The organism is Halomonas maura (assembly GCF_030409305.1).
Classification (GTDB): Bacteria; Pseudomonadota; Gammaproteobacteria; order Pseudomonadales; family Halomonadaceae; genus Halomonas; species Halomonas maura.
Window position 1 is genome coordinate 215,734 of sequence record NZ_JAUFPQ010000023.1, and the last position, 17,551, is coordinate 233,284.

The 17,551-nt window shown below is 70.6% G+C and carries 16 protein-coding genes; 6 read left to right on the top strand and 10 right to left on the bottom strand.

All coding sequences use genetic code 11. The features are described 5' to 3' along the window. Positions 1–90: 90 nt before the first annotated feature. The 4 genes from QWY76_RS15755 to ftsH form a co-directional block, all read right to left on the bottom strand. A complete protein-coding gene (locus QWY76_RS15755) occupies positions 91–924 on the bottom strand; it encodes a CPBP family intramembrane glutamic endopeptidase (protein WP_290312252.1) in 834 nt (277 codons plus the stop codon). Positions 925–1,065: 141 nt separating this feature from the next. Beyond that, complete coding sequence (locus QWY76_RS15760; protein ID WP_290312253.1) at positions 1,066–1,548, bottom strand: group I truncated hemoglobin; 483 nt, start codon at positions 1,546–1,548, stop codon at positions 1,066–1,068. Between the two features lie 219 nt (positions 1,549–1,767). Beyond that, positions 1,768–2,166, bottom strand: a complete 399-nt coding sequence (locus QWY76_RS15765) for a YybH family protein (RefSeq protein ID WP_290312255.1) — start codon at positions 2,164–2,166, stop codon at positions 1,768–1,770. Positions 2,167–2,417: 251 nt separating this feature from the next. Beyond that, complete coding sequence (ftsH, locus tag QWY76_RS15770; protein WP_290312256.1) at positions 2,418–4,406, bottom strand: ATP-dependent zinc metalloprotease FtsH; 1,989 nt, start codon at positions 4,404–4,406, stop codon at positions 2,418–2,420. A gap of 439 nt (positions 4,407–4,845) precedes the next feature. Between ftsH and QWY76_RS15775 the strand changes: the two genes are divergently transcribed. The 4 genes from QWY76_RS15775 (at position 4,846) to QWY76_RS15790 (ending at position 8,109) form a co-directional block, all read left to right on the top strand. Then, complete coding sequence (locus tag QWY76_RS15775) at positions 4,846–5,982, top strand: molybdate transporter family protein (protein ID WP_290312257.1); 1,137 nt, start codon at positions 4,846–4,848, stop codon at positions 5,980–5,982. Between the two features lie 312 nt (positions 5,983–6,294). Next, positions 6,295–6,435, top strand: a complete 141-nt coding sequence (locus QWY76_RS15780) for a hypothetical protein (protein WP_290312258.1) — start codon at positions 6,295–6,297, stop codon at positions 6,433–6,435. 60 nt (positions 6,436–6,495) lie between these two features. Then, positions 6,496–7,425 carry an aldo/keto reductase gene (locus tag QWY76_RS15785; protein ID WP_290312259.1) on the top strand — a complete coding sequence of 310 codons (930 nt, stop codon included), beginning with the start codon at positions 6,496–6,498 and terminating at the stop codon, positions 7,423–7,425. 12 nt (positions 7,426–7,437) lie between these two features. After that, a complete protein-coding gene (locus QWY76_RS15790) occupies positions 7,438–8,109 on the top strand; it encodes a DUF6064 family protein (RefSeq protein ID WP_290312260.1) in 672 nt (223 codons plus the stop codon). A gap of 71 nt (positions 8,110–8,180) precedes the next feature. Here the strand turns inward: QWY76_RS15790 and QWY76_RS15795 are convergent, their stop codons facing one another. The 6 genes from QWY76_RS15795 to QWY76_RS15820 form a co-directional block, all read right to left on the bottom strand. Continuing rightward, positions 8,181–9,356, bottom strand: a complete 1,176-nt coding sequence (locus QWY76_RS15795) for an MFS transporter (RefSeq protein ID WP_290312261.1) — start codon at positions 9,354–9,356, stop codon at positions 8,181–8,183. Continuing rightward, positions 9,347–10,387: a GlxA family transcriptional regulator gene (locus tag QWY76_RS15800; RefSeq protein ID WP_290312262.1), complete on the bottom strand. Its 1,041-nt coding sequence runs from the start codon at positions 10,385–10,387 to the stop codon at positions 9,347–9,349. Before QWY76_RS15800 ends, QWY76_RS15795 begins: the two co-directional genes overlap by 10 nt. A gap of 153 nt (positions 10,388–10,540) precedes the next feature. After that, positions 10,541–11,554, bottom strand: a complete 1,014-nt coding sequence (locus QWY76_RS15805; RefSeq protein ID WP_290312263.1) for an endonuclease/exonuclease/phosphatase family protein — start codon at positions 11,552–11,554, stop codon at positions 10,541–10,543. Positions 11,555–11,627: 73 nt separating this feature from the next. Further along, positions 11,628–12,992, bottom strand: a complete 1,365-nt coding sequence (locus QWY76_RS15810; RefSeq protein WP_290312264.1) for a glutamate--cysteine ligase — start codon at positions 12,990–12,992, stop codon at positions 11,628–11,630. A gap of 225 nt (positions 12,993–13,217) precedes the next feature. Further along, positions 13,218–13,664, bottom strand: a complete 447-nt coding sequence (locus tag QWY76_RS15815; RefSeq protein ID WP_290312265.1) for a DUF6789 family protein — start codon at positions 13,662–13,664, stop codon at positions 13,218–13,220. Between the two features lie 42 nt (positions 13,665–13,706). Beyond that, the gene (locus QWY76_RS15820) at positions 13,707–13,877 is read right to left on the bottom strand and encodes a hypothetical protein (RefSeq protein ID WP_290312267.1); all 171 of its coding nucleotides are present in this window, start codon (positions 13,875–13,877) and stop codon (positions 13,707–13,709) included. 305 nt (positions 13,878–14,182) lie between these two features. Between QWY76_RS15820 and QWY76_RS15825 the strand changes: the two genes are divergently transcribed. Next, a complete protein-coding gene (locus QWY76_RS15825; RefSeq protein WP_290312268.1) occupies positions 14,183–16,198 on the top strand; it encodes a capsule polysaccharide biogenesis protein in 2,016 nt (671 codons plus the stop codon). A 1-nt stretch (position 16,199) separates the two neighbouring features. Beyond that, complete coding sequence (locus QWY76_RS15830; protein ID WP_290312269.1) at positions 16,200–17,540, top strand: capsule polysaccharide biogenesis protein; 1,341 nt, start codon at positions 16,200–16,202, stop codon at positions 17,538–17,540. Positions 17,541–17,551 lie beyond the last annotated feature (11 nt).

A 17,551-nucleotide genomic window follows, 5' to 3' on the forward strand; every position in this document is an offset into this window, starting at 1 on the left:
CATCCATCATCGGGATGACTAGCTACCTTAGTCCTCCCTCCCGTCCGCCGCTAGCCGAGTTCGGATCTCCCGCGAGTGGCGACTGGCCCATCAGGCCGTCATCGGATAGGTGAACAGCGCCAGGTGGGTGAGATTGAGCCCCCAGTGGACGAGCACCGCCCACACCAGCCGCCCCGTCCACAGGTAGACCAGGCCATAGAGCCCCCCGGCGGCGGTGGCCACCAGCACGAAGGCCGTACCGCCGGCGAGATGGGCGATGCCGAACAGCCCGCTGGCCGCGAACAGGCCGAGCCGCCACCCGGCTCTCTCCACCAGCCAGCGTTGCAGCAGGCCACGAAAGAGCAACTCCTCCGCCACGCAGGTGTTGAGCAGGTTGGCGATGGCGAAGGCCCAGAACAGCGCGGGCAGCCCCGGCTGCCAGGCCACCAGGCCGAGGACCGCCGCCAGCCCCATGATGGCCAGCACGCCGCCGGCCACCAGCGGCGCCACCGCCCAGGATCGCCCCACGGCCAGGGGGCGGGCGCTGCGGTCGAACAGCGGCAGCCAGGCCAGCAGCGACCAGGCCACCAGCACCTTGTCGTGGTGGAAATACAGGCTCATTGGCACGCTGCCTGCCTTCAGCACCGTGGCCTCGGCCAGCAGCAGGCCCTGGACGCCGGGCCAGGCATGGGTGACCAGCCCGGCACTGGCGACCAGCCAGGCCAAGACACGCCCCCGGGCCAGCCAGGGCGGCGCGCGTCGCTCGGCCATCCAGGCGGTCAGCGCCACATAGCCAAGCGCCGGCGCCACGAACGACCCGCCGGCATAGCCCACCGCCGCCGCGGCCAGCAGGACCACCGCGGCCCCGCCGTAGCGAAGCCGCGCCTCCCGGCTCAGGCCACAGAGGAGCAGGCAGAGGGAGTAGAGGATGCCGAAGGGCAGCATGAGGCGTCCTTGCCTGCCGGGGAGTCGTGGGACAGTTCACCACGTCCGGGCGTCCCCTGTCGCGGCCCTGGCGCGACGCCCGCGCCGAGCCCCCTCCGGGCGCCGGCAGATGCGCCGTGCCCGGGGGAAGGCGCGTGGCGCTCAGCTACCGCTGCCGGTGGAGACGATGTCGTCCCTGGTGGAGCCCACGATGGCGAGCAGTTCCTCGGTCTCCGGGTCGGGTACGCCATGCTCGGCGAGGACTTCCTTGAAGACCTCGACCATGTGATTCCACTCTGCCTCGGTGATTTCGAGATGGGCATGCGACTCCTTCATCCCGCGGCCCTGGTACTGGCAGGGACCGCCGGTGGACTGGCAGACCAGCGACGTCACCCGGTATTTCAGGTAGGCCGCCGGCACGCGCTGTCGCGCCGCATCGACCGCCGGGTTGGCGTTGAGCACGGGATCCTCGACGAGGTGGTCGATGAAGTCGCTCACCACCACCGTGATCGGCGCCAGCCCCCCCAGCCGCTCGAACAGGGACGCCTGTGGCTCGTCCCCCTCCTGGGACATCGCCGTGCCGGGCATCACCACCATCAGGAAAACGGCCAACGCGGCCCCGAGACTCCTGCTGCACTTGCTCATGATTCCACCCTCCTGCCTGCCGGCGGCCCGGTGCGGGGGAGGCATGCCCTCGCCCCGCGACCGGCCCACCGACACCCCGTCAGCCGCCTCGCCTGAGACGGCACCCTTGTCACAACGTGGCACGAAAAGGCGAACCCCCGGTCATCGCGGGAGGACACCGTCCGCTTTCACGGCTTCCTTGCCGTCCTGCCTCCCCGCCCCGCAGGCCGCTGGCGTGGCTCAGGCCGCCGCCGGCTTGCGGTTCCACATCTGCCGCTTGATCCGCCACTCGCCCGACGGCTGTTGCTCCAGCAGCCACGCCACCGTCAGCCGGACATCGGACGCCTCGCGGCTCTCGTAGTCGACCATGGACGCCTCGACGTCGGCGATGCCGTAGGCCCAGCCCTCGGCGATCTCCAGGGCGTCCCGGGGCGTGAAGACGACATTCAGCTTCGCCTCGTCGTAGTCGGCCTGCTCGGCCCGCCGGATCGCCTCGGGCCCGTATTCGGGCATCCCGTCGGGCGGCATGCGAATCGCATCCTCGGTGAACAGCGCCGCATAGCTCGCCGCGTCACTCGCGTTCACCGCATTGGCATAAGACCGGCACATGGCCTGGATCACCTCGTCAGCACTGGACATGCTCTCCTCCCGCTCCGTGCCGGTGCACGGTTCTGGCCGCAACCGGCACCCTCGATGGCGAAGGCCGCGTTCCGTCGTCGGATTCGCCCAACCATCCGGACCAGGCGCGACATCCTGCGACCCTCTCCCCCGGCCGGCGCCTGGCCATCTCTCCCCTGCGTTCAGTAAAGCCAGCGCCATGGCGATGCGCAAAGAAACCACCGCGATGGCGCAGTGCCCCTCGCTCAGTAGCGCGCCGTCCCCGCGCGGCCTCAGGCATCCCGCCCCTTGGCCGCTGGCGCTCCCCGATGGGCCCGGCGCTCCGGGGTCTCGTCGGCAGCGCCGGGAAGGTGCGTCTCGAGCAGCGCATGGATCTCCTCGAACTCGAGGGTCTCGCGACGCTCCAGCGCCTCGGCCAGGGCGTCCAGGGCCTCGCGGTGACGCTCGAGCAATGCCCGGCCATGCGACTCGACATCGGTGAGCAGTCGACGGATCTCCGCGTCCACCAGGCTGGCGGTCTCCTCGCTGTGCTCCCGGGGCTGCGAGATCTCCTTGCCGAGGAAGACATGCTCATGGCTCTGGGTGAAGACCACCGGGCCGACCCGCTCGCTCATGCCCCAGCGAGCCACCATGCGCCGCGCCAACCTGGTGGCCTGGTCGAGGTCGTCCTGGGCGCCGCTGCTGACCTCGCCGAAGACGATGGCCTCGGCCAGCCGACCACCGTACATCACGGTCAGGCGATCACGCAGATAGGCCTCCCCATAGGTGAAGCGCTCCTCGTCCGGCACCTGGGCGGTGACCCCGAGGGCCTGCCCCCGGGGCAGCACGGTCACCTTCTCGAGGGGGTCGGCCTGGGGCAGCAGGTAGGCCAGCAGGGCGTGCCCGGACTCGTGATAGGCCACCCGGTGGCGCTCCTCCTCGGACAGGGCGACATCCTTGGCCTCACCCAGCAGCACGCGGTCGCGGGCATTCGAGAAGCAGGCCCAGTCGATGATCTCCCGCTCCCGGCGCCCGGCCAGCAGCGCCGCCTCGTTGGCCAGGTTGGCCAGGTCCGCCCCGGAGAAACCGGTGGTGATGGCGGCCAGCCGCGCCAGATCGACGTCGTCGGCCAGCGGCATGTCGCGGGTATGCACCGCGAGGATCGCCTCCCGGGCCTGGCGGTGGGGCATCTCCAGGACGATCTTGCGATCGAAGCGCCCCGGGCGCAGCAGCGCCGAGTCGAGCACGTCGGGGCGGTTGGTGGCGGAGAGCACCACCACCGAATGGTGCGACTCGAAGCCGTCCATCTCCGAGAGGATCTGGTTCAGGGTCTGCTCGCGCTCGTCGTGTCCGCCGCCCATGCCCGTGCCCCGGGCCCGGCCGATGGAGTCCAGCTCGTCGATGAAGATCACCGAGGGCGCCTGCTGCTTGGCCTGCTTGAACAGGTCGCGGACCCGGGCGGCCCCCACACCGACGAACATCTCGATGAACTCCGAACCGCTGATGCTGAAGAAGGGCACCCCCGCTTCGCCGGCCACGGCCTTGGCCATCAGGGTCTTGCCGGTCCCCGGCGGGCCCATCATCAGGATGCCGTGGGGCACCTTGGCGCCCAGGGCGCGGTAACGCTCGGGCTGCTTGAGGAAGTCGACCACCTCGAAGATGTCGCGCTTGGCGTTCTCCGAACCCGCCACGTCCTCCATGCGCACCTCGCTTTCCTCGGCCTTGATCTGGCGCGCCTTGGACTGGCCAATGCCGAAGGGGCCGCCCCCCGACATCAGGCGCTGCTGCATGCGGTTCCAGAACCAGAACAGGAAGGCGAGCAGCAGGATCCAGGGCACCACCAGCATCAGCATGCTCTGCCACCAGGGCGGGTCCTCCGGTCGGGCGATGATCCTGACGCCGTGGGCCTGGAGGCGATCCAGCAGCTGGCGCCCCTCCACCGTCGGCCGGGTGGTGCGGAATCCCTCTCCCGCGTCGAGGTCGCCCCGGGTGCGGGCCTGCTCGGTGAAGCTGCCCTCCACGGACTGCCCGCGCAGGATGACCTCCTCGACCCGTCCCTGTTCGACGGCCTCGAGGAACTCGGAGTAGATCATCTCGACCCGCTCCGGCCGTTGCGTCGCCTCCATGAAGTTCGCGACCACCAGGATGACGATCGCCAGCCACAGGAACATCAGCCATTGCTGCCGCCGGGGGCGCAGCGGCGGTGGGACGGGCGGGCCCTGCCCGCCCCCCTTGGGCGGACGGTCTTGCGGGGCGTCGGGGCTGCGATCCGGTCTCGCCATGTCGATCTCTTGTGGAGGATGTCGGCGCGGGCGGGGGCTCGGCGGCCAGCCCGGCCGGCGTTACTACCCCACAACATAGCCCCTGATGGGCGCCTCCACCGTCTCGCCGCCGAGTCGGCCACCCGGCCCCCCTCACTCGCCCACTGGCCGAGCCGAGGTATCGCATGACAGGATCGGCGTCGGGGGAGCAAGCCAGGAACGGGCTGCCGGGCTGCCGGGCCGCCGAGTGTCCCGGGGGCGGGGATGGCGGCCCCGGGTGAGACAGGCGCCTGTCGGAGGTGACCGATCGCCACGAGATTCACGGATCTCGAGCCAAAGGTCTCGATCCGTTGAGGCGAACCGCGTGATATTAACGACACAGAGCGAATGACGTTGGCCCAACGCCCGGGATTCGCGGTCGATCGGCGTTACGCCCGACAGGCGCCTACAGTGGAGAATCATGACGACCCACAACCATCGAGCCCGCCGGCGGGAAGCCCTGAGGGGCCTGTCCGGCGAGGTGTCCGGTGCCTGCGGCGATCTCGGCACCCTGCTGCCCTACGTGATTGCCGCCGTGGGCCTGGGCGTCCTGGCGCCCAGGCCGGTCTTCCTGGGATTCGCGGCCGGCTACCTGCTGGTCGCCCTGCTCTATCGGCTGCCGATCGCCGTGCAGCCGATGAAGGCGCTGGGGGCGGTGATCCTTACCGGCGGCCTCGGCGCCAGCGAGACCGCCTGGGCGGGCGCGCTGATCGGCCTGATCCTGCTGCTGCTGGCCGCCACGCCGCGCCTGACCGCCGTGGCCCGCGGCCTGCCGCAGTCGGTGGTCACCGGCCTGCAGGCGGGCCTGGGGCTGATGCTGATGAGCATGGCGCTGCGCCTGATGGCCGAGGGCTGGGCCATCGCCGTCCCCGCCCTGGCGGTACTGGGGCTGTCCTGGGCCTGGCCACGCGGTCCCTGGGCGCTGCTGGTGGTGGCCGCCGGCCTGCTGCTCGGCACGCCGGACGCGCCGCCGGGCCTGCCGCTGCCGCCCGCCGATGACGGTGTCTCGGCCGGGGCCGTGGCCACCGGGGTGATCGCCCAGCTGCCGCTGACGCTGCTCAACGCCGTGGTGGTGGCCGCAGCGGTGACCCACTCCCTGTATCCGCAGCACGACGCGACGGTCAGCCCGCGCCGCCTGGCCGCCTCCAGCGGGCTGCTCAACCTGGCGCTGGCGCCGCTCGGCGCCATGCCGATGTGTCATGGGGCCGGCGGCATCGCCGCCCACCACCGCTTCGGCGCCCGCGGGCCCGGGGCCCCCCTGCTGATGGCCACCGCCTGTGCCCTGGCCGCCCTGCTCGGCCCCGGGGTGATGGCCTGGCTCGCCGCCGTTCCCGCCCCGGTGATCGGCGCCCTGCTTGCCTTCGCCGCCGCCGAGCTGATGCTCGGCCGCCGGCTGGTCGACGCCCGTCCCGACTGCCGCCCGGTGATCGGGGTCACGGCGGTGGCGACCCTGCTGGGGGGCGCCGTGATCGGCCTCGCCGCCGGGCTGGCGGTCGAACGCCTGCGCCTGCTGATCCGTCGCAGGCGCGCGCCCCGCTCGGCCGGCGAGCGCCACTAAGCTTTGTCTGAAAAGTCGACGAGCGATGGCCAGGGCTAGGCCCGCTCCCGGCGGGCCAACGCATTTCCCACATCCATGTGGGTCACAAGGCAAAAATCGGTGACAAATCGGCAAGGACAGCCGATTTGGGCAGCTCCGCTGCTCGCAGAGCGAGCGACATGGAGGTCGCGAGTCAAAAGACGGAGTTTACGCGGTGTAAATGAGTACTTTGACCGGGCTCGCGCACGAGCCGATTTTTAACGCCGGATGGGCGAGCGCAGGCAGTTTTCAGACAAAGCGTAGCCCACCCCCGAGGCACTGGAGAAGACAGCGATGACGCCCCGTGCACGCAAGGTCATTGCCGGCAACGTCCTCGCGTCGATGATCACCAGCGAGGCGACCGGAGACCTCGGCATCGGCGACGAGGGCCGGTTGCTCATCGAGGTCTCCGACGCGATGCTCGGGACGGCCTGAGCCGGCCACGGCGTGTGTGGGCCGTCTACACTGCCCACAGCACGCCACACCGGAGGGCCCATGTCTCTGGAATCCCAACGCCTGTCGCGCCGGCGGCTGCTCGGCGGCCTGCTGGCCCTCGCCGCCGGTGCGGCGCTGCCCCCTTTCCCCGCCCGCGGGAGCGAGATCCTGACCCGCGAGGTGCCGGCGATCGGCGAGGCCCTGCCGCTGGTGGGCCTCGGCAGCTGGATCACCTTCAACGTCGGCGACGACCCGCTGCTGCTCGAGGAATGCACGGCGGTGATGGCCGCCTTCTTCGCCGGCGGCGGGCGGATGATCGACTCCTCGCCGATGTACGGCACCTCCCAGGCGACCATCGGCCACGGACTGGCCACCCTCGACGCCGCCGGCAAGGTCTATGCGACCGACAAGGTCTGGACCTCGAACGCCGCCGAGGGGCCCTCGCAGATCGAGGCCTCACGGCGTGACTGGGGCGTGCCGCGCTTCGACCTGCTGCAGGTGCACAACCTGCTGGCCTGGGAGGCCAACCTGGATACGCTGCAGGCCATGAAAGCCGCCGGCGAGGTGCGCCACATCGGCATCACCACCTCCCACGGCCGCCGCCACGGAACCCTCGAGCGCATCATGCGCGACGCCGACATCGACTTCGTGCAGCTCACCTACAACATCGTCGACCGCGAGGCCGAGGCGCGCCTGCTGCCGCTGGCCCGCGAGCGCGGCCTCGGGGTGATCGCCAACCGCCCCTTCCAGCGCAAGCGCCTGGTTCGCCGCCTGGCGGGCGAGCCGCTGCCCGGCTGGGCGGCCGAGATCGGCGCCGAGAGCTGGGCGCAGGTGATCCTCAAGTTCATCGTCTCCCACCCCGCGGTGAGCTGCGCGATTCCCGCCACCACCCGGGTCGACCACGTGCGCGAGAACCTGGCCGCGGCCCGCGAGCCGCTGCCGGATGCCGCGCTGCGCCGGCGGATGGCCGAGCATGTGCGGGCCCTGTAGCGGGATGACGCCATGAGCGAGTGGTGGACCTACCGCCCCGGGGACCTGCTGATGGTCTCGCTGCGGGTCTACGAGCGGCTGTTCGTGCTGCACAACCAGGCGCTGTGGCCGGCCCAGTGGCTCGCCCTGGCCCTCGGCGCCGGCCTGCTGCTGGCGCTGTGGCGCCCCGCCGCCGGGCGGAGGCGCCTGGCCCTGGCCGGGCTGGCGGCGGCCTGGGGCTTCGTCGCCTGGGCCTTCCTGTGGCAGCGCTACGCGCCGGTCAACTGGGGCATCCGCTACCTGCTGCCGCTGTTCGCCCTCCAGGCGCTGCTGCTGCTCGTCCTGGGCCTGGGGCGCGGCGTTCGCGTGACGGCCTCCCGCCGGGCGCCGGCGCGGTGGGCGGGCCTCGCGCTGGTCGCCTACGCGGTCTTCGGGCATCCGCTCACCGCCCTGCTGCATGGCCACGGCCTGGCCGGCGCCGAGGTGATCGGCCTCGCCCCCGACCCGCTGGCCATCGCTACCCTCGGCGTGGCGGTGCTGGTGCAGCCGGCGCGACGCGGCTGGGCGCTGCTGGCGATTCCCGCCCTGTGGTGCCTGACCAGCGCCGCCACCCTGCTGCTGCTCGGGGCGCCGGGCGCCTGGCTGCCGCTCGCCGCGGTGGTGATCGCCGTGGCAGCCCGCTGGCGGCCGCCGGGATGCGCGTAGGGAGGGAGCGCCAGGGGCTCGGCTGCCGGTCCCTCATCGCAGCTGTCCCTCGGTGCCTGGCGGAGTGCCTCTCAGTCGCCGGTCTGCGGGCGGCCCCGGAAGCCAAGGTGTCGGGCGCCCAGCAGTGCCAGCGGTACCGTGCACAGCGGGATCAACAACGCGTTGAGCCGTGGCCAGCCCAGGGCATCGGCGGCGGGCCCCGCCAGTAGCGCGGAGATGGCCACGGTCGAGAACACCAGGAACTCGTTGGTCGCCTGGGTACGGGCCTTCTCGATGGGCCGGTGGGCCTCGGTGAGCAGGCCGGTGGCCGGCAGGAAGGTGAAGTTCCAGCCCAGGCCCAGCAGGATCAAGCCGCTGTGGAAGCCCGCCAGGCCGGCCTCGACCTGGGCCACCAGGGTGCTGGCGATCAACAGCAGGCAGCCAGCGCCGATCATGCGCGTGGCGCCGAACCGGGCCGTCAGCCGGCCGGTGACGAAGGATGGCAGGAACATCGCCACCACATGCCATTGGATGGTGGTGGCCACATGGTCGAAGGTGTGGCCGGCCTCGGCCATGGCCAGCGGTGTGGCGGTCATGGCCAGGTTCATCACGCCGTAGCCGACCATGGCGCTGACCACCGCCAGCACGAAGACCGGCTGCGTGACGATCTCGGCCAGGGGCCGGCACTCGCCGACCGCAGCGTCCCGGGAGGGCTCGGGCAGGCGGATGAAGGCCAGCAGCGCCAGGGCACACAGATACAGGACCCCCAGGCCGATGAAGCTCCCCAGATAAGGGGTGTCGGCGAGGGCGTGACTGTGGCGAGCCAGCCAGGGACCGAAGAAGGCCGCCAGGACGCCGCCGCCCATGACCATGCCGATGGCCCTGTCCCGCCCGCCGGCCGGGGCCGCCTCCACGGCGGCGAAGCGATACAGCTGCCCGAAGCCGATGCCGATGCCGATCAGCCAGGTGGCGACCAGGAACAGCGGGAATTGCTGGCCGTGCAGGGCCGCCACGGCGAGCGCCGCGCCGGCGAGCCCCAGCAGGTTGCCGAGCACGAAGCCCCGGCGACGCCCCAGGCGCGCCATGATCAGCGAGGCCGGGAGGGTGGCGCACATCAGCCCCAGCCACTGGGTCGCCACCGGGGCGGTGGACCAGGCGGGAGCCGGCGCGAGTTGCGCGCCGATCAGCGGCGACACGGCGATCAGCAGGATATTGCCGCTGACCAGCAGGGCCTGGCAGAGCGACAGCAGGGGGACGGTCAGGCGCATGGCATGTCCTCGAGGGCGTGAGACGGGGAAGCCGGGGGCGTGGTCGCGAAGCGCTGCCGGTAGACCGACGGCGAGACGCCATACTGGCGGTGGAACAGGCGCCGGAGCTGTTCGGCGCCGCCCAGTCGCCATTGCGTAGCGAGGCGCTCCAGCGGCGGCGCGGGACGGGCGTTCAGCAGGCTCAGGCGGGCCCCCTCCAGGCGCAGGCGCGTCAGGTAGGCACCGGGCGAGGTATCCAGGTAGCGGCGGAACAGCCTCGAGAGGTGGCGCGGGGTGACCGCCATCCGGGCCGCCATGCTCTCCAGGCTGTGATCGCCCGCGGGGTCGGCATGGAGCCGGCCGACCAGCTCGCGCAACGGACCGGTGGCGCGCTGTTGATGCTGCAGCGCCTCGCTGAACTGCGCCTGACCGCCGGGACGATGCAGGAACATCACCAGTTCCCGGGCGACGCGGCCGGCCAGGGCGGCCCCATGGTCGGCCTCGACCAGCGACAGGGCCAGGTCGATGCCGGCGGTGACCCCGGCGCTGGTATAGCGGCCCCCATCCTCGACGTAGAGGGCATCGGGGATGACGCGGAGGCGCGGATACTGCCGGGCCAGGCTGCTGCAGTGACGCCAGTGGGTGGTGACCCGGCGGTCATCCAGCAATCCCGCTTCCGCCAGCAGGAAGGCACCGCTGCAGATGGCGCCCAGGCGCCTGACATCGGGGGCCAGCTCGCGCAGGCCATCGATATGGTAACGCTGGCGGCATTGGCTGAAGACGCCACTGCCCCCGGCGGCCAGCAGCGTGTCGGGCGCCCCCAGAGCCTCCAGGCCCGCCCAATCGAGATCGGCCATCATCACCAGGCCACCGTTGGTGACCACGCGACCGGGGGAGCGAGCGACCAGGTTCAGTTCGTAAAGCGTCTGGCCCGAGAGGTCGTTGGCACTCGCGAAGACCTGCCAGGGGCCGCTGACATCGAGGACCTGGCAGTCGGGGTAGGCGACCAGCACCACGCGGCGTGCGGGGGGCGATGAGGGCAAGGGGGACATCGGGGGCTCCGGGAATCAAGGCGACGTCCCCGAGTCTGGAAGACGGACGGAATGTCCTCAATGACACATATCCCACCGATAGGGACATCGCAAGGACGAGCACGGCGAGGCAGGACGAGGGAGGGCCGCCTCGCCGGTGGCTCAGTCGGCGGCTCAGTCGGCGACCCCGCCGAAGGGATCCGGCCCGTTGGCATCCACGCCCAGGGTCCTGGCCAGGGTCTCGTCGCTGCGGTCCAGGGCAAACTCGACCCACAGCGGAAAGTGGTCGCTGACCCGGTAGCTCATCTGGAAGAGGCTGAGCTCCTGGAAGACGGCGCCGGCGAAGTCCAGCAGGCCGGCCCGCCCGGTGGGCCGCAGGGCCATGTCGTCGCGGAACCAGGCGATCTGGTCGTAGTGCTTGGCCGCGGTGCCATAGGTGGTGGCCAGGGTGCGCAGGGCCTCGGGCACCCACAGCCCGGTTTCCACGAAGGCATCGAACAGCGGGTTGCCCTGGCGCCGGTCGATGTTGAAGTCGCCGAGCACGATCAGGTTGGCCTCCTCGGCGCCGTCCTCGCGGGCGCGGTCGCGGATCTCCCGGGCCACGAAGCGGGCCAGCCGGCGCAGCTCGGGAAGCCGCTCGGCCGGTTCATCGCCATAGCGGATATGCGCGCTGAGCAGCGCGAAGTGCTCGCCGCCCGCCTGGAAGCCCACCAGGTAGGGCGTGCGGTCGAACTGCTCCTGGGGATCGCCATCGGCGGTGGGCGGCAGCACGATCTCGCCGGCCAGCCCCGACGGCGAGATCCGCCGGCGGTCGAACAGGTAGGCCTGGCGCTCCTGGCGGCCCTTGTCCCCGGCGGTGACGTCGGTGAGCATCAGGTCCCAGTGCGGTCCCAGGAAGCGCTCCTGGAGCACCCGCAGCGCCGTCGTCTGCCGCTTGACCTCCTGCAGGGCCACCACGTCGAAGCGGCGCACGACCTCGGCGATGATGGCCAGTCCCCGCAGGTTGCGCTTGGGCGAGTCCGGGTTCTCGATCCAGTCATCGAACAGGCCGCCGAAATCCCGGAGATTCCAGGTGCCGACGATGAAGTTGCCATCGGTGCACCGCGGCGGAATCCCCGCGTGCGCCAGCCGCCGGCGAAGGCGCACGATGTCCTCGACCACGAAGGCCGGGTATTGCGGATAGATCATCGGCCGGGCCCATCCTCGGCTGCGCCATGGTGCCCCCGCGCCCAAGTACCCGTCGCCGCCGACTCGCGACGGTTCACAGGCTGGCGCGTTCGTAGAGGGGACGGAGATCGCCGCGCCACCGGCCATGGTAGCGCGACCGCCAGTGTTCGGCGGGGCTCCGCCCCAGTGCGACGACCGCCTGGAGCGGGCGCAGATACCGCCGCTCGTCCTGCCCCTGGGCGTCCAGTCGGTGGCGTCGCCGGAGGCCGGCCTCGGCCAGGGCCAGGGCGCGCTCCAGGGCCTCGGCGAAGGAATCGGCCGCATAGATGCCCGCGACCGGGATCCGCTCGCTCTCCGCCAGGCCGTAGCGGGGCAGTTCGTGGCGCAGCTGGTTGAGGCGGGCGACGTCGCAATCCGCCACCAGGGCCAGGGCGCCTGACAGGGCCTGGCGGTCGTAGAGGATGCCGGTCCAGAAGGCCGCCAGCGCCAGGCCGTACTCCAGGCTCAGGGAGTCGTTGCCGCGCAACTCCAGGTGATCCTTCAGGCGCACGTCGTGCATCAGGGTGTTGAGGTGGGCCTTCCAGTCCTGCAGCGTCGGCCGCTCGCCGGGCAGCTCCGGCAGGGCGCCGCGCATCATGTCGGGGAAGCGGCGCCCGGCGAGGTCGAGGTGCTCGCCGTGGCGCGCCACCGAGTACATCGGCACCGCCAGCGCCCGGTCCACGAACTCGGCGAAGGACAGCGTCGGCGACAACGCCAGCGGGAGGATGCCGCAGCGCGCCGAATCGGTATGCAGCCAGACGTAATGGCGGTAGGAGGTCAGGTTGCTGTCGCGGCCATCGGCGAAGGGCGAATTGGCCAGGGCCACCATGACCAGCGGCTGCAGCGCCATGGCCACCCGGAACTTGGCGCGCATGTCCTGCTCGCTGCAGAAGTCGACGTTCAGCTGGAAGGCACAGCTGCGGGTCATCATGTCCTTGCCGTGTACCCCCACCCTGGGCATGTAGGCACGCATGATCCGATAGCGGCTCTTGGGCACCCAGCCCATCTCCCTGCGGGTCCACTCCGGGGCGAAGCCCAGGGCCATGACGCCCAGCCCCATCGCCGCGGCGATCTCCGCCAGCTCGCGTCGGAAGCCCAGCAGCTCCACCTGCACGCCGTGCAGGTCCGACCAGGGTGCTCCGGACAGCTCCAGCTGTCCGGCCGGCTCCAGGGTGATGGCGGCCTCGCCGCGGGTCAGGCCGACCAGTCGCTCCCGCTCCCGACTCGGCCTCCAGCCGAAGCGCTGGAAGGCCTCGAGCACGGCCCGAATGCCGTCCCGCCCCGCATAGGGCAAGGGACGGCGGTCCGCCCGGGTGAACAGGAAGACCTCGTGCTCGACGCCGATCAGGCAGCGGTCGACCGCCTTGCCGTGCGCGGCCAGGTCGACGCAGAGCTGTCGAGCCTCGGTGATCTCCGCCATGCTGTGACCTCCTCGGCGCTCAGTCACGCCGGCCCAGGCGGCTCGCCGCCGGAAAGCGGGTAACGCATGGCTCCCCTGCCCGGGCAGCGTCGGGCGCTCCGATGCGGTCGTCTCGCCGCCCTGCCGTGACCGCCTCGCGGGGCGTCACGCCGAACGGCGATTGACCGACAGCCCGCGATGCGCCGTCGATCGGCGCCACGTCCGACAGGCGCCTGGGGTGCCCACCTAGAGCACGCCTTTCGCCCAGCCATAGACGGCGCCGATCACCGCGCCGAACACCACATGGGCGAGCAGCATGGACAGCGGCGCCACCAGCCCGAGGCCCAGGCCGAACAGGCCGGACCCCGCCAGGGGAAAGACCGTGACCATCACCACCAGCCAGCTGGCCACGCCGAACTCCAGGCCCCGCCGTGTGGGCGTGCGCCCCGGCAGGTAGGGCACCAGCAGCGCGAACAGCAGGCCCCAGATCAGGGTGCCCACCGCGAAGTGGATGCCCCAGGCCAGCATCCGGCTGTCCGGCGTGCCGAGCAGGTCCTGGGCGGCCAGGTTCATGACCTCGATGGGGTCGTACCAGGGGATGATCCCGGCCGCCATGCGCAGGATCAGGATCATCGAGATGACCAGCGTGGCCACGAACCCGGCCATCAGCCCCCTTACCAGACGCGCACCCATGGCGTAACTCCCGATTGCCGCTGTGCCTTTCAGTGTAGGAGGTCAGCCGCAGACAGGGCCGGGAGGCTTCATCAGGCGGCGGCCGTGCTTGCGGAAGAGACGGCGCAGCGGCACGCCGAGCGGGTCATGAGGCGCCGGCACTTCGGCCTGACCATCGCGCGTCGGGAAGGGCATGAACGAGCGGTTCCGGGCGGCCATGACATGCGCATGCATCCATCGTCATTAGACCAACTTCATGACCCTGATTTTCTCGATCAGCAGCCCGGTAGGCCACCTCGTGGATCAGGCCAAATCCCCATGACGCGACGGAGCAACTCTCGTTGTCCCTTGCCGCACGAATTCCCCTACCCGCGTCCCCCGAGCGGGACTTTCCCCCTGTCGCCATTAGGCCACAAGCGCAATATAAGCTCAGCCAAATACGCATTGAAGACAACGAATACTTCACGTAGTTTGCAATCCCTTTTTCGTACGATGGCCGTCACAAGACACGGCAGAGAGTCTTCACTCAGGGATCGCCGATGGCAGGGCACATCGCAGGCTACAGATCACGTGGCATCGGCCGGCTGGCGGCGCTTCCGGCCTTCCTGCCGGAATTCGCGCGCATCGCCTCGCTGGGGATCCTGCCCCGATCCGCCATCGATGCCGTCATCGGCTGGGGCCTCAAGTCCACCTCTCGACGCGCTCGCCATCTCGCCGAGCGCCGCGGGCTACCCTACATCGCCCTGGAAGATGGCTTCCTGCGCTCGCTGGGGCTGGGCGTCGCGGGCTTCCAGCCCCATAGCCTGGTGGTGGACACCCGAGGCATCTATTACGACGCGTCTCGTCCCTCCGACCTGGAGGAGCTGATTCGGACGGCCGATTTCGGCCCAGCAGAGCTGGCTCGTTCGCGCCGATGCATGGCGCTGATCGCCCACCATCGGCTGTCGAAATACAACCACGCGCCGGACCGCGCCCTGCCCGACAGCGAACATCCGCGCGTCCTGGTGGTCGATCAGACCCGTGGCGACGCCTCCATCCTCCATGGCGGCGCCGGGACCGAGACCTTCACGGCGATGCTCGAGCGTGCCTTGCGCGAGCACCCCGAGGCCGAGATCCTGGTCAAGGTGCATCCCGACGTCATCGCCGGCAGGAAGGCCGGGCACCTGCTGGAACATGCCGACCATCCCCGCTGCCGGCTGATCGCCGAAGACCTCAATCCCTGGGCCCTGTTCGATGCCGTCGAGACGGTTCACGTGGTCACCAGCCAGCTCGGCTTCGAGGCCCTGCTGGCGGGCAAGCGCGTGGTCTGCCATGGGCTCCCCTTCTTCGCCGGCTGGGGGCTCACCGACGACCGCCAGAGCTGTCCCCGGCGTGGTCTGACGCGCTCCCTGGCGCAGCTGTTCGCCGCCGCCTACCTGCGCTACTGCCGCTACGCCAATCCCTACACCGGCCAGCCCAGCACCCTGGAGGCCACCATCGCGCTGATCACCGACCAGCGTCGCCAGCGCGAGCGCCTGGCCGGGGACTGGGTCGCCTGCGGGTTCTCCGGCTGGAAGCGCGGCTTCGTCGGCGACTTCCTCGGCGACGACGCCCACTGCCGTCATCGCCGCGGTCCCGCCGCCCCCGAGCACGCGCGCCCCGGTGAACGCCTGCTGGCCTGGTCCACCGGGGTCGATGACCGCCTGCACGACGCCTGCGCACGGGCCGGTGTGCCGCTGTGGCGCATGGAGGACGGCTTCATCCGCTCGGTGGGCCTGGGCGTCGACCTGGCCCGGCCGCTCTCGCTGGTGCTCGACCAGCGGGGCATCTACTACGACCCCGCTCGTCCCAGCGACCTGGAACACCTGCTCGAACACGGCGAGTTCGATGCCGACTTGCTCACGCGTGCCGCCGCCTTGCGGGAGCGCCTGGTGGGCCTGCGACTCTCCAAGTACAACGTCGCCGGCGCCCGGTCCCTGCCGCCTGGCGACGGCCGGCGGCGTCTGCTGGTGCCCGGCCAGGTGGAGACCGACGCCTCCATCGCCCGTGGCGCCGGCGAGATCCGCACCAACGCCGCCCTGCTGGCCGCCGTGCGCCAGGCCAACCCCGAGGCCTGCATCCTCTACAAGCCCCATCCCGATGTGCTCAGCGGGGCACGCCTGGGCGACCTCGCCCCCGCCGACCGGGCGCTCTATGACCTCGACGTGGGCGAGGTCGACATCGGCCACTTGCTGGAACAGGTCGACGAGGTCCACACCATCAGCTCGCTGACCGGCTTCGAGGCCCTGCTCAGGGGACGGGAGGTCACCACCTACGGCCTGCCCTTCTATGCCGGCTGGGGGCTCACCCACGACCATCGCCACTCACCACGGCGCCGGCGGCGCCTCACCCTGGAGGCGCTGATCGCCGCGGCCCTGATCCTCTACCCCATCTACGTGGACCCTCGCACGGCACAGCTCTGCAATGTCGAGACGACCATTGCCTTGCTGGAGCAACGCCGGATCGACGGCCAGACGTTGCGCTGGAGGACACGCCTCTACCGCTGGTACCGCAATGCGTTCACGGGGAGGCATTGACGTGAAGTTGCCACGACGCTCGTTTCTCTTCCTGCAGGGGGCCTGTTCCCCGTTCCACCGGCGGCTCGCCGGCCGACTCGCCGCCGACGGCCACCGTGTCGTCAAGGTACACGTCAATGCCGGGGATCTGGCCTACTGGCGACGCGGCATCGGCCACACCTACCACTTCCGCCAGCGCCTGGAGGCCCTGCCGGCCTTCCTCGCCGACCTCTGGCAGCGTCATGCCATCACCGATCAGGTCGTCTTCGGCGACCGCCGGCCCGTGCACCGAGCCGCCATCGAGGGCGCGCCGGCCACGGGCATCCGCACCCATGTCTTCGAAGAGGGCTATTTCCGTCCGTTCTGGATCACCCTCGAGCGGGAAGGCGTCAACGGCCACTCGCTGCTGCCCCGCGACCCCGCCTGGTTCCAGGACGCCGCCCGGCGGATCCCGCCGCTGCCCAAGCCGGTACGCTTCCGCACCCCCTTCCGCGAGCGCGCCACCCATGACGTGCTCTACCACCTGGCCGGGCTGGGCAATCCCCTGCTCTACCCCCATTATCGCAATCACGCGCCGGTCATCGCCCCCGTGGAGTATGCCGGTTACCTGAAGCGCTTCACCCAGCTGCGCGCCTGGAAGCCACGGGACGCCCAACGCATCCGGGCCCTGGCCGAAGGCAAGCGCCCCTACTTCGTATTGCCGCTGCAGCTCAACAGCGATGCCCAGATCCGCGACCACTCGCCGTTCGCCAACATGCAGGAGGTGCTGGACTACGTCATGGGCTCCTTCGCCGAGCACGCTCCCGGCGACGCCCTGCTGTGCATCAAGAACCATCCGCTGGATATGGGCCTGATCGGTTATGCCCGCATCATCGCCCGGCTCGAACGCTTCTACGGTCTGGAGGGGCGCACCGTCTACCTGGAATCGGGCGACCTGAACAAGCTGCTCAAGCGCGCCGCGGGGACCATCACCGTCAACAGCACCGTTGGCATCGTCTCCCTGGAGCACACCCTGCCGACCCTGGCCCTGAGCGACCCCATCTACAACATGGCCGGCCTGACCTTCCAGGGCAGTCTGGACGAGTTCTGGCAACGCCCCCCCCCACCGAGTGCCGAACTCTTTCAGTGCTTCCGGGATACGGTCATGCACACCGTTCAACTCAATGGAGGCTTCTACTGCCGGCCCGGCATCGACCTGGCCGTGGAGAATGCCGTGCAAGCGCTCGAGGCCGAGCGCTCGCCTCTGGAACGCCTGCTGTCGCAAGACTTCGTGCGCGAACCAGCCGTCGTGCCAGGACAAGCAGAAGGGCGAAAGCCAGCGGAAGTGCCAAAGCCAGCAGACGTCGAGCGAGCCCTGTCGTGACCACCGCCGAA